This window comes from Arenicella chitinivorans, assembly GCF_014651515.1.
Lineage (GTDB): Bacteria > Pseudomonadota > Gammaproteobacteria > Arenicellales > Arenicellaceae > Arenicella > Arenicella chitinivorans.
In genome coordinates this window covers 220,862-234,422 of the sequence record NZ_BMXA01000003.1, presented here as the reverse complement: position 1 = coordinate 234,422, position 13,561 = coordinate 220,862, and the positions used below count along the sequence as shown (strand labels likewise).

The following is a 13,561-nucleotide window of genomic DNA, read 5'->3' as shown; positions in this document are numbered from 1 at the left end:
TTCGTTGCTGACTTTATCTGCGTAATCCGATTCGTGACATTTGGGCTCAACTAGACTGATACACCGGCGGCCAATAGAGATGCACTCAATGGCGCCAGCTGGCGCTCCCAATTGACCCACTTCTGCACCGAGCGACGGTGCATTGCCTCTCTGACTTGCACTGAGCTAGCGGTTGCACTCGCGGACTGGTTGGTGTGAAAATCGAAGCAAGCCTGCTCAATCGGCAACTCAAGTTTATCCAACAGCCGGGCAATTTCTCGCTGCGGTTCTGTCACGAGTGCCTCGTAGTTCACTGACGTTATCCGTTCTCCTAAACTCGCGAGCCAATGGCGTCTTAACCGATCATAAGCAAGGTAATAATCCGCTAGATGATCCAAACGATATGCAAAGTTGAAATACGGCTGTTTAAATAATGCGAAACACGCATCCATCGGATGTCGATCAAGCAAAACAATTTTTGCGTTCGGAAATGCCGCACAGATAAACCCAAGGTTTTTAAAGTTGAGCGGGTATTTATCGACGAAATATTGCGCTCCATCGAGTCGATATCGAACTAGATCACTGTACGTTTTTGCCACCTCTCTGAGCGAGGTTTCAGCCACGCGGGTCAGATCAGCAACGGTCAAATCCGGGTTGGTGTAGTCTGTCGATTGAATAGCCTGACGTAGTGCAATTGGCAAAAAGAAGGTCTCGTCAGCGCTATCCACATTCGAGTGGCTACTCAAAATACGTTCGACCAAGGTAGTGCCGGTCCGCGGCAATCCAACCACAAAAATCGGGGTTAGCTCATTGTCTTTCGAAGCGCTCGATGTGACATGTTGCGCACACCAGTCTCGACTACAGAGTGAAGGAAGCGCATCCAAGGGTGCCGTATCTTGACCGATCTGATAACCCGACGCGCTGGCCAGTCTCACTGCTGCCGCACCGGCACGTTGATAACAATCAAAGGCGGATTCCCAACGTTCGAGGTCTTCGGACTCTTTGCCAATTGCGTACAGTAAAAATATATTACGTTCGTCCGGCTCATCAGAAGCCTCAAGAAGCTGCTGCATCTGCCGTAAATGATGATCGTCCTGGGCGGACCTCAGTGCAGCTAGTTCCCAGTGATGGCGCTGATGTTTGGGGTAACGGTGCAGTAGGTCGTTTAACAGCAAACGAGCTTCATCGATGTTGCCTAGCAGTGTGGTATTGGTGGCCAAACTGGCTTTTAACGACGCCGCGTCAGGCTGAATCGCAACCGCTCGTCGGTAAAATGGATTTGCGCTTTCATGCAAACCCAGACGGGTGTAAATCTGCGCAGCTTTATGACTGTATAACGAGCTCTGGTGGCACAATGGACCAACTTGTTGCAGGATCTGGACCGCTTCCGCATGGTGTAATTGTTGTCGCTTCAAACCTGCCAATTCGATCGCCGCATCATAGCGCTCCGGCGCTAACTGCCAAGCGTATTCGAAAGCATGCATAGCCGCACCCAGCTGCCGTTGCGACTGTTGATACAAACCAGATAAGAACCACCCTTCTGCGCTATGCTCGTCGATGCGCAAAATAGAGTTGGCGGCCGTTTCGACAGCAGCCCAGTGACGTTGACTTACGGCTAGACGCGCACGCCGACTCAGCTCTAGCACAGAGACTTGATTCACACGCATCAACCAACCGTTATGCCGTTTGCCTCAAGCACTGCGCGTAAGGGGGCTAACTCGGCTTCGTATCGTCGCCATTTATTCACAGACCCCGAGTGGACGCCACTTCGCACCTGCACCGAGCTCGCTGTCGCGCTTGGCGCTTGGTTACGTTCAAACTGTAGGCATTGAGGTTCGTACTCGAGCGACAAGCTACGCAACAAGTCAGTCGTTTGCGCCGCTTGGTCGGTAACCAGCGCTTCATATTCCACCTCGATAAAACGATCACCGAGAACCCGCTGCCAATGCTGACGCAGACGATCATACGCCACGTAATAGCGCCCTAAATCCGCCAGCCGATACGAGTACGGGTAAGCGCCGGTAAAAACTTGCTTGTACATCGAAAAACACGCATCCATGGGTTGACGAACTAGATGTACAAACTTTGCATGGGGCCAGGTTTTAGCAACAAACCCAGCATAAAGAAAATTGAAGGGCAATTTTTCTATAAACATGGGTGCTCCCTGCAATCGATACCCGACTTGATTCAAGTACGCACCCGGTAAGCCACTCAAGTCTTTTTTTCCAAGATCTCTAATAGTCTGAGCGGATAAGGGCTTGCCACCGACTTGCGAACCCAGTGACTGTAAGATGCGTGGCAAAAATAGGGTTTCACCGAGGCTTTCAACTTCGCTATGACTAGAGATGATGCGTTCAACCAGTGTGGTGCCAGTTCTCGGCAAACCCACAATAAAAATCGGCGTTGGTTCGGCCTTATCGTGCGCTAAATTCTGATCTGCTACCCACTGCTCAGAGCAGGTCTCGATAAGTTGATCAATCAACGCAACATCATCTTCGACGCGATAGCTTAGTTGTTGCGAAATCGCGTCGCAACCGCGTTGATAATAGGTAAAGCTCTCTGGCCATCGCTGGAGATCTTCGAGCTCCTTTGCGATTGCAAATAAAAGCGGCACATTTCGCCGCGGGTCCACGTTAGGATCCAGCAAAAGGTCCTGCATCTGCGCAATATGCGTCTCATTCTCTGCCTTTCTCAGACGTGATAATTGATAATGGTTCTTGCGATGTGACGGGTTGCGTTGCAGCAAGCTTTCATACAGTGCGATGCCCTCGTCGATCTTACCAAGATAGACACTGCAGGTCGCCAGGTTTGCTTCAAAGACATCGATACCGGGTTGAATCTCAGCGGCTTTCACAAACAATGGATACGCTTTATCTATTAGACCGATCTCGGTGTAAACCGTGCCGGCCAAATCCAAATATCTGGGACTGTTATTTAGCAAGGGGACGACCCGCTCTAACAAGTCGGCTGCCTTGCTATTTTGGCGTTGTAGTGAATAGATCGCGGCCAACTCAACCGCTGCGTCGTAACGGGCCGGGTCCTGTGAGAACGCCGCCTGCAGCGCGCTGATCGCGGCGTCAGCATGACCCTGTGCGCGGCTAGAAAGTCCGCGCAAAAAGAGTCCCTCGGGGGAATTAGGTTCGACATTGAGAATCTGGCCAGCGTACTGCATCACCGCGCTCCAATCTCGATTCATCGCCGCTTGACGCGCTGCCTTACTCAAAGAATTTACGTGGTTATTCATCGCAAAGATCTGATCTGAATCGGTGTGAAATGGTAACATAACACGGGTACCGAACAGCGCTATTTATCTAAGCCCATGACCACTGATAACTCTACCCAGCAGATCTCCAGCTGGGACACTTTTTGGCAGAACTCTGACTCCGCACATGCTTTTTCAGACAGCGGCGCCAACCACCCAAGTATCCAAACATACTGGTATACCTTCTTCTCAGAACTCGTAAACAAACCAATGCCACTGCAATTACTTGATTTAGCCAGTGGACATGGCGCATTAATCGACATGCTGCGTAACAGCCCGCAAAGCGAACAGATTGCGGTGACGTGTTTGGATTCATCGGAAGCGGCGATCCAACATATCGGTGAGCGCTTTACTGACGTGAAAACTGTGCTCGGCGATGCCGCGGACACACAGTTTGACGATGGCCAATTCGACGTCGTGCTCAGTCAGTTTGGAATCGAGTATGCTGGTCAAAGGGCGTTTGACGAGGCAGTCCGAACCCTCGCGCCACAAGGCACACTACGCGTTTTACTACACTACACGGGCGGAAGCATTGCAGGCGAATGCCGACGCAATCTAGCACTGTTGACCACGCTTAAAGAATCGCGATTCTTACCGCTCGCACAAGCTTTTTTTAACGCCGGGTTCGCTGCCGCCGATGGCAACGACCGACGCGCTTATGATCAAGCCGGTGCCGATTTACAGCCTGCAATGCGCAGTATTGAAAACGCGGTTCAGCAAGGTGGTGACCTTGTTGCGGCTGATTTTCTCGAGCACTTGTACCTGACCACTGGCAAGATCCACGCAAGCTTCCTCAACTACGACGCTAGCGAACTTAACAACTGGTTAGACGCGATGCAACGCGAGGCAGACGCGTACAGCGTCAGAATGCAATCCATGTTGGATGCAGCAATCGATGAAGCACAGTTTCATCGTCTTTGCGAACGCCTTCACGGACAAGGCTTAACGTTACAGCAAGCCGGTCCTCTAATGCCAAATGACACCAATCGCCCACTTGCATGGGCACTTACTGCGGTAAAGAATTAAATCATGAAATCAATTAGCGACAAACCTGAGATAACCGACTGGGTAAACAAAACCTTGGCTCAATCGGTTCACACTTTGGCTGCTCGTAACGTCATCGAGAGTCAAATCGCGGAAGCGAAACCAAGCTGGATTTTTCCTTTCTCTATCATGATCGGCAAGGTCCGAACTTCTACCAGTCACACTCAAACAATCTGGTTCGCGAACTCCAACGAACTTGTACACTTTGCCGCCGAGGACGTCGCGCTAACGCCACGAGAAGCGGCCCGTCATTTTGCGCTGAAATGGCAATTGGACGCGCAAAGGCTCTACGATAATGACACCGTAGACAACGTTCTTGCCGATTCCCTAGTAGCGCAATCTACATCACTGCTAGAACTGGTAGAACAAGATTCTCTGTGGGCAGCATAAAGTGCGCCGAATGAACTAGAGTATGACGGCGATCATTTCGACGTCAATCGAGTGACCCAAACGTTACTCACTAAACAGAAAAAAAGGGCTGCCAATTGGCAGCCCTTAATCATTACTCTAATTATTCTAGATTTTGGTCAACTGATTAGAACTTCCAGTTTAGACGCAGGTAGTAACCACGACCGAACAGACGGTATGTCGCTGGGTCAGTGTTACCGTTGAAGCCTGAGTCAATGTAAGGTGGCTCTTCGTCAGTCAAGTTAGTGACACCGCCAGCAACACTTAAACCAGTGTCGCCTACCGTGTAGTTCACAACCAAGTCATGATACATTTGCGCATCGATGTCTTGTACGTATGAACCATCTGGGCGGTTACCTACACCACAGTTACAGTTGGTATCAGCTTCTAACTTGCCAATGTACTCACCCAACCAGCCAATAGACAGGTCGTTGCGGCTCCATTGTAGACGTGCATTGAACTTGTTCTCAGCAAAAGCTTCGCCCAGTGTGTAACGTCCGGCAAAATCATCAATTGGATCATTCGCTGTAGGACGGAAGCCACGCTCAAGCGTGTGCGCCAACAAGAACGATGCTTCGAACTGACCGATGTCAGTGCTGAAGTTATAACGCGCTTCGAAGTCGATACCTTTCGCTGTTTCTTCGGTCAGGTTCAAAGGCGCATCCAAGATCAAACCAACAGAGTAGTCTGGGTTACGTGTTACCAATAAGCACGCATCTTGGTTCAGGTTAACATAACAGTCATCCAGAATGGCTTGTGCACCCAAGCTTGAAATACCGTCATCCAGTGTGATGTCCCAGTAGTCCAACGTGATTGACAAATCGCTGTTCTCAAAGTTTGGAGTCCAAACTACACCTGCGGTGAATGTTTCACCAGATTCAGGACGTAGATTTGGGTTACCACCAACATTCGAACGCAGCTGAGAATCCGTTTGCGGTGCAACTTGCGCACAACCTGGAGCGATAGCAGCGCTACCAGACAATGAACATGGGTCATTCGCAGTTGGGAAGCTGTCAACCAAACCACCAAACAGGTTGCTGATGGTAGGAGCACGGTATACTGAACCCGCAGTCGCACGCAATTTCACATCATCCAATACTTGGAAGTTGATTTTTGCTTGCCACGTTGTTTCAGCATCAAACGCATCGTAATCGTCGTAACGAACGCCCGCGTCGATGTACAAGTTTTGCGTGCCGTTATCTAGTAGAGGAACCGATACCTCAGCAAATACTGAGTTACTGGTCAGATCACCATTAGTTCCTGCACCAACGTTACCGGTGGCCGCACCCAAAGCTTTCGCTGAGTCTGGTGTATATGAGAAGCTTTGATCCCAGTATTGGTAACCAACAGCCCAACCAACTTCACCAGCAGGTAGTTCAAACATGGAACCGGCGATATCAGCACCAATCACAGTTTGACGGTTTTTGTACTGATCAACCAAGTCAACAGACACGTAATCAACCATGTCTTGAGTCAGAGACGTACCAGTGATTTCACCAGTGTTACGAACCACAGTACCGCCACCAAACAGATTCAATGGCACACAGCCTTGAATTAAGGTGCTTGGGTCATTTACGTTGCCGTAACATTCTGGGCGTCCATCGCCATCCAAGTCAGCCGATGGGCCTAATGCATTGGACAAACGGTTGCCTGAGAATTGACCATAGTCAACGTCATCACGAACACGGTAACCTTGGTTCATGAAAACACTCCAGTTCATGTCGTTGAACTCACCTTCCAGTGCAGTAACGAATTGGAACTGAGTGATTTCTTGCTCAAAACGACGAGTCGTTTCAATTTGACGACGACGCACATCAACCACTGGCTCATAAACTAGGCCAGCACCGGTTGCCGCATTGTAACGGTCAACCGCTTGACGCAAGTAGTAGTTCTGCTCAGAAACACCATTGTACGCTGTGCCGTTGAAGTTACCACGGTAGCCTGGATCACCTGTTGGGCCAGTCGCGTATGGCAATGGTGCCAACTCTTGCGCTGATTCACGGAAGTTACCGCGCAACTCAGTTTTGAAACGAACTGAATCGGTCAAATCAAAGTTGGCTTCAGCAAAAATGTTAGTACGCTCATACGGCGTTTGCATGTAGTTGACTGGTGCGTAGTTGTAGTTACGACCATCGAATGGCGTCATCAAAGCAGCTTGGTATGGTGCTTCTGCAACGCTAGCCGTGGTGAAAGTACCTTGTGACAAGAAGCCAAAACGACCTTCAGGGATACGCGAAGAACCAATGCGGAAACAACCAGTTGGGTATGGCTCAAGCAGATTATTCTCACAACCTTCTGGATAGATGTAGTAAGAATCTTTCATGTACTCCCAAGGAGTATCTGCTTGGTAAGCTTCGTCTTGTGTTACGTGCTCAGCACCGAAAACGAAGTTACCGCCGTCAAAGGCGTTACCAGCGATGAAACCAAACGTAGTTTGGCCAGCACCTTCAGTATCTTGCCACTCTGCAACTTGCGCAGACAGCTCAACACCTTCGAAATCTTTACGGGTGATGATGTTTACTACGCCTGATACCGCGTCTGCACCGTATACCGCTGATGCACCGTCTTTCAGGATTTCAACACGCTCGATCATCGACGATGGGATAGTTTGGAAATCACCACCATCTACCATACGTTGACCGTTGACCAGAGTCAGAGTACGCGCAGTACCCAAACCACGCAGGTCAATCAATACCGCACCGTTACCACCGTTGTTGGTAGTTGTGCCGATTGGTGAACCTGACATTGAAGGCATGCTTTGAATCAGATCACCGATGTCAGTGATACCAGTTTCAAGCAACTCTTGACGGTTGATGACAGTAACTGGGCTAGCACCATCTAAATCTGGACGACGAATGCGCGAACCAGTTACGGTAACAACTTCAAGTTGAGCCGCATCAGCCACGTCTTCTTCTTGCGCGAAAGCTGAGCCGCTGAAGCCACTCGCTAATACGCTTGCAGAACTTACCGCTAGCGCAATCGCACTTTTTCTAAAAGGGTTATTGTAATTCATACACTCTTTCCTCTATTAAGGTTTATGTAAGACTTTTGGACACAGCCGCGCATGCACGAACACAATGGATCAGAACGTAGGATTGGGAACAAGTAATTCTCGCGTTGATAATTGGGTCAGAACACACAAACCCGAGTCTGCACAACATTGCGCACTCGGGTGGCTGAATAACTAAGGAGACGTACACTCGTGGAAGCACTGGTCACCCTTAATTTGTTACCAGCTTATTACAGACCGGATAAGAAGACAATATATGATTTGTGGTAAATCACGCATTCGAAGTGCTAACCTGTGTCTATTACGCCACACCCTGGGTGGCACCTAATCCAAGCCCAATCTTTTACACCTAAACCATTGTATAAAAAAAGAAAATTCGGCGAGCGGGCGATCAAACGAACGATTTTTCACTTCAAATTGCGTTGCTAAAATCGCACACTTATCTAAATTCATTAAGCCGCCCAGCATGTCCTGCGATTATCCCCATAAATAAAGAATATTATGCGGCATTAATGACAATAACCGTATATCCTGCTCCACCCTAAATTCCCAGCGATTTTCTAAGACGCGCGTCGTCGTCAGGCGCTCAGGACGATGCCATTATGCGTGTGATACAGAGCGTTATAGAAGCGGATTTTTGACCAACACTCAACGCTAAAATGACACGCAAACCGTTAACAATACTGAGAATTTTTATCAGCATTGGCACGCCCCGAATGCGTTCCAGTCATGCCGCATAATCATCACTTGGTATTTACAAACCGCAGCATCAATCGACGCCAATCCCTCGTCGAATCGCGACTGCAAAGCGATACCCGCCAACCTTTCACAATGCAACTCACATTCAAGGTGTTGATCTGAGATAGGCGGAAAAAAAATCAAAGTATGATATTTTCATGCTTCTGCAGCCCTATCTGCTGCATTTATGCGGCAAAGTGGCCGAGCTAATTAAACTTTTAATCAAGCTCTGTGCGGCGTTGAGCTCCACGAATCTTCGTAACCCGCCGAGCCATAAATATATAAATACAAAATTAGGTAAACCTATGAATCAAACTACCGAAGGTGCCTTGAGCCCAGACTCAAACACAATGGATACCTCGTTCTTTGGCCACCCGCGTGGACTGAAAACTTTATTCTTCACTGAAATGTGGGAACGCATGAGTTATTACGGCATGCGCGGCCTATTAGTACTGTTCCTAACGGCCTCAATTAACGAAGGCGGATTAGCACTTACAACAGCCGTCGCCACTGCGATCTACGGCTTGTACACCGCGTCGGTCTATTTTATGGGCCTCCCCGGAGGTTGGATGGCTGATCGCCTGATCGGCAGTCAACGCGCCGTTTGGTACGGCGGTATCATCATCATGTGTGGACACATTGTGTTAGCAATACCGAACAACCAGACATTCTTCATCGGACTTATTCTCGTGGTTCTTGGCACTGGGTTGTTGAAGCCTAATATTGGTGCATTAGTCGGACAGCTATACAGCGCAACGGATAACCGCCGCGACAGTGGCTATGCGATCTATTACATGGGTATCAATATCGGATCGCTAATTGGCTACACCGTATGCGGTTATTTCTACGAAGCTGAAGGCTTCGGCGCGCACTGGGCATTTGGCGCAGCAGCTGTCGGTATGGGTGTCGGCTTGATTCAGTTCCGAAAGACCGTTGGTGCATTGAATGGCGTTGGCGCAGCGCCAATCCAACCATTATCGGACAACGGTAACAAACGCTCTTGGGCCACCATTGCTGCGTTTATTATCGGCTTGGCAGCTGTGACACTGGCGACGATGACCGGCTTATTAAAGATCAACCCGGTTTCATTGTCGCAGTACGTGGCTGTGGTTTTCACCGCGGTTTTTATCATTTATTTTGGTGCGATCTACTTCGGCGGAAATCTTAACTCCGTTGAGAAAAAAGGCATGTTGGCCCTGCTACTCGTGTGTATCGCGTCGGCCTGTTTCTGGTCGGGTTTCGAACAAGCCGGTTCCACATTGAACCTGTTCGCTCGCGACTACACTGATCGCGCCACCGACTCATTAGGCTTGTTTGGCTTGACTGAAATTCCCACCGCTTGGTTCCAGTCCGCAAACTCAACCTTCATCATCCTGCTCTCACCGTTCTTTGCCGCCATGTGGATCAAACTCGGCCAGCGCATGGTGTCGCCAGCCTATGGCATTAAATGTGCGATTGGTTTGATCATTATGGCCAGCGGATTTATTGCCATGTACTACGCCGCCCAAATCGCCGCTACCGGCATGAAAGCGGCCGCATTCTGGCTGATCCTAACCTACTTCTTGCATACCTGTGGCGAACTCATTATTAGCCCGATTGCCTTAAGCGCAGTGTCCAAATTATCACCAAAACGCTACCTTGGACAAATGATGGGCGTGTTTGTTCTGACCTACTCAATCGGCAACATCATTGCGGGCATCTTCGCCGGCAACTTTGACCCAGAAAACGTGTCTGAAATGCCCGGATTGTACATGCAAATTGTGTTGTTCAGCGTCGCCATCGGGGCGGTTATCCTACTGCTTAGCCTGTTTTCCAAGAACTGGGAGACTGAAGTTCAGCAAGCCAACGCTCAAAACAGCTAGGAGAAAACCATGTTAAATAAACTATCTATCGGTGTTGCCATCGCGGCCTGCCTGAGCAGCGCGCCCGTGCTGGCGGACGACCACAAACCAGAATCTGCTAAAGATTTTGTCGAACGAGTACAGAAAGAAGGTCAAGAACTGGCCAAGGAAATCGAAGCCGCCTATTGGGTTCGCAGCACCTATATTACCAAAGACACAGGTGTGCTGGCCGCCAAAGCTGGCGAACGCTCACTCGAATTCGAGAGTAAAGTGTTTAATCAAGCCAAGCAGTATAAGGGGCAAAAAATGGACCCAACCACTGCCCGAGCCATCGAGTTAATGCTACGTGGTTCTGCGGCGCCCGCCCCCAACGATGCGCAATTACGCGCTGAACTCGCACAAGTTTTGACAGAGATGGAAGGCGCGTACGGTTCTGGCAGTTACTGCAATGAAGCAGGTGAATGTCGTGAACTTCAGGAACTGGAGAAAGTGCTGGCTGAATCGCGTGACTATGACGAACTGCTCGACGTATGGCGCGGCTGGCGTACAGTGTCGCCTGCCTACCGCGAGCAGTATCAACGCTTCGTCGAACTCGCAAATCAGGGCGCAAAAGACTCTGGCTACGCGGATTTAGCCGACGCGTGGAAATCCAATTACGACATGAGCCCCAGCGAATTTACAGTCGAAGCACGCCGCCTATGGGATCAGGTTAAGCCGTTTTATGATGAACTGCACTGTCACGTTCGCGCTAAATTGAGTGAACAGTATGGTGCCGATAAAGTACCACTGGATAAACCCATTCCGGCCCATTTGCTCGGTAACATGTGGTCACAGACCTGGGAAAACATTTACCCGATTATGGAGCCTCATGCGGGCGTCGCATCCTTGGATGTCACCAAAGCGCTCAACGAACAAAACTACGATGAAAAACGCATGGTGCAAACAGCCGAGGGTTTTTTTACCTCATTAGGTCTGCCCGCACTGCCAGAAAGCTTCTATGAGAACTCGCTGATCAAGAAGCCGCGCGACCGTAACGTCGTCTGTCACGCCAGCGCCTGGGACCTCGACAACGGCAACGATCCACGGATCAAACAATGCGTCGAAATCACCGAAGAGCAATTCGGCACCCTGCATCACGAGCTGGGGCATATCTACTACTATCTGATGTATAAAGATTTGCCACCGATCTTTAAAGGCGGTGCACATGACGGTTTCCACGAAGCCATTGGCGATACGATACAACTATCGATGACACCGAGCTATTTGCAGGCGAAAGGTCTTATAGATAAGGTTGAAGAAAGCCCAGAGGCAACCCTCAACAAACAGATGAAGTTGGCACTCGAAAAAATTGCCTTTCTACCATTTGGCAAAATGATCGACGAGTGGCGCTGGAAAGTATTTTCAGGTGAAATCGCACCAGAAGACTACAATAAGGGCTGGTGGGAATTACGTACCGAGTATCAGGGCATCGCCGCACCGGTTGAACGTACCGAGGCAGACTTTGACGCTGGTGCAAAGTACCACATCCCTGGCAACACGCCATATACGCGTTACTTCCTGTCGTTCATCATGCAATTCCAGTTCCACAAGGCGCTGTGCGAAAAGGCCGGACACACTGGCCCGCTGCATGAATGCTCGATCTACGGAAACAAAGATGCAGGTAAAGCGCTTGGCGACATGCTGGCTATGGGGCAGAGCAAGCCATGGCCGGATGCTATGGAAGCGCTGACTGGACAACGCAAGATGGACGGTAGTGCGATCATCGATTACTTCGCTCCGCTAAATGCCTACCTGAAAGAGCAAAACCAAGGCCGTCAGTGCGGCTGGTAGTTCAACCTTCATGCTAAATCGATACCCGAGCCACCGATGCTGCTCGGGTATCGATTCTCTCAGCCAAACGGACAACTGAGATAGATCGAGCCGGAGTCCGGCAACGCCGGGAAAGCTTGTACTCCTGTCAGCATCGTGGCACTCTGCGTTTTTTTCAAGACGAGCCAATAACGTGCCAATTTTGATCACAGGAGCCAACCAATCATGACCTTTCTCTCCGCCGCCCTGTTGTTATTTTTAGTCATGGATCCGCTGGGAAATATCCCGCTGTATCTCACTGCACTCAAGAATGTTGAACCGGCCAGACGTGTAAAAGTCATTATGCGTGAGCTGTTAATCGCCCTCTTGGTGATGGTGATATTCCTGTTTTCAGGTCAGGCATTTTTGTCCGCACTGCATATTTCGGAGCCTGCGTTAACAGCCACTGGCGGTATTATTCTATTTTTGATCGCCATCAAAATGATCTTTCCGCCAGCCAACGAAACAGACGTCAAAAATGAAGAAGAACCATTTATTGTCCCGCTGGCGATCCCCTATGTAGCAGGCCCTTCTGCGCTCGCCACGCTATTGCTGATTATGAATGGTGAGCCGGAAAAGTGGCCAGTATGGCTTGGTGCTTTGTTTGCCGCATGGCTTGTGACGGGGGTTATTTTATTGGCGGCTGGGCCATTGGCCAAAATTTTGCGCAACCGCGGGCTCATCGCGATTGAGCGCCTAATGGGAATGATTCTGGTGGCTATTGCAATACAGATGCTTATGGATGGCATCGCGGAATTTATCACTTTTATCGCCACGCAAAGCTAGTGACACGCCGCATGAGCGTACCCCACGATTTGAACGAGAAGGTGGCGGATCACCACCTTCTCTGACGTAAGGCTCTGGCTTAGGCCTTTTTATCACCAGTCGGTGGTTTCTTTGGTGCATTCGTCTCGGCGTCAACGGCGGGCTTTTTTGCTGCATCCGCGCGCGTATCTACGACGTCGGCATTAATGTTTTGGTCAGCCATGGTCGGCGCAGCGGTTGAGACCGGTTTCACAACCGCATCTTCCAGCGCATCGCCAGGCTGAGCGTTCACGTGTTTATCAGCCGAAGATTTTTCTTCTGAATCCGACAAGTCCACCAGTTTATCCATTGGCGAACGCGCGTCCGCCAACGCAGCTGCGACGCTGTCCGGGCGGCAAAGTGAGGTCGCGCCGATTGACAGATGCTGATACAACTCCTGGTATTGTTCCGTCATGTTTTTGAACTTCTTCGATGTTTCTTCGAAGTGATGTTCGACTTCGGCTTGGTAGCTATCAAACTCCTGCTGGACATTTCGCGGCGCTGCTGAGCCACTGCGTAGCTTGTTGACCAATAACATAATGACGATGCCAACGGCGGCGCCGAGCAAAAATACGAGGGTAAAATGTAATAATTCTGGTTCCATCTTGATCTCTAAAAGGGTAAAAC

The 13,561-nt window shown here is 49.9% G+C and carries 9 protein-coding genes; 5 read left to right on the top strand and 4 right to left on the bottom strand.

The window, feature by feature from the left end:
* Positions 1-50 precede the first annotated feature (50 nt).
* Together IE055_RS10850 and IE055_RS10845 are read right to left on the bottom strand one after the other, a co-directional pair.
* Positions 51-1,640 (bottom strand): tetratricopeptide repeat-containing sulfotransferase family protein, encoded by a 1,590-nt coding sequence (locus IE055_RS10850; RefSeq protein ID WP_189400748.1) that lies wholly within the window; start codon positions 1,638-1,640, stop codon positions 51-53.
* Between the two features lie 5 nt (positions 1,641-1,645).
* Positions 1,646-3,223: a tetratricopeptide repeat-containing sulfotransferase family protein gene (locus IE055_RS10845; protein WP_189400746.1), complete on the bottom strand. Its 1,578-nt coding sequence runs from the start codon at positions 3,221-3,223 to the stop codon at positions 1,646-1,648.
* A 75-nt stretch (positions 3,224-3,298) separates the two neighbouring features.
* Between IE055_RS10845 and IE055_RS10840 the strand changes: the two genes are divergently transcribed.
* Positions 3,299-4,267, top strand: a complete 969-nt coding sequence (locus IE055_RS10840; protein ID WP_189400744.1) for a class I SAM-dependent methyltransferase — start codon at positions 3,299-3,301, stop codon at positions 4,265-4,267.
* Positions 4,268-4,270: 3 nt separating this feature from the next.
* Positions 4,271-4,675, top strand: a complete 405-nt coding sequence (locus IE055_RS10835) for a DUF4826 family protein (RefSeq protein WP_189400742.1) — start codon at positions 4,271-4,273, stop codon at positions 4,673-4,675.
* Between the two features lie 145 nt (positions 4,676-4,820).
* Here the strand turns inward: IE055_RS10835 and IE055_RS10830 are convergent, their stop codons facing one another.
* Positions 4,821-7,706: a TonB-dependent receptor domain-containing protein gene (locus IE055_RS10830; protein WP_189400741.1), complete on the bottom strand. Its 2,886-nt coding sequence runs from the start codon at positions 7,704-7,706 to the stop codon at positions 4,821-4,823.
* Between the two features lie 1,040 nt (positions 7,707-8,746).
* On the opposite strand from IE055_RS10830, the gene IE055_RS10825 reads away from it, so the two are divergent.
* From IE055_RS10825 to IE055_RS10815, 3 genes are all read left to right on the top strand, one after another.
* Positions 8,747-10,303, top strand: coding sequence for a peptide MFS transporter (locus IE055_RS10825; protein WP_189400739.1), 1,557 nt, complete (start codon positions 8,747-8,749; stop codon positions 10,301-10,303).
* 9 nt (positions 10,304-10,312) lie between these two features.
* Entirely contained in the window at positions 10,313-12,112 is a 1,800-nt protein-coding gene (locus IE055_RS10820) for a M2 family metallopeptidase (protein ID WP_189400737.1), read from the top strand.
* A gap of 204 nt (positions 12,113-12,316) precedes the next feature.
* Entirely contained in the window at positions 12,317-12,916 is a 600-nt protein-coding gene (locus tag IE055_RS10815; RefSeq protein ID WP_229794249.1) for a MarC family protein, read from the top strand.
* Between the two features lie 79 nt (positions 12,917-12,995).
* On the opposite strand, the gene IE055_RS10810 is transcribed toward IE055_RS10815, so the two are convergent.
* A complete protein-coding gene (locus IE055_RS10810; protein ID WP_189400735.1) occupies positions 12,996-13,538 on the bottom strand; it encodes a Z-ring associated ZapG family protein in 543 nt (180 codons plus the stop codon).
* Between the last annotated feature and the right edge of the window lie 23 nt (positions 13,539-13,561).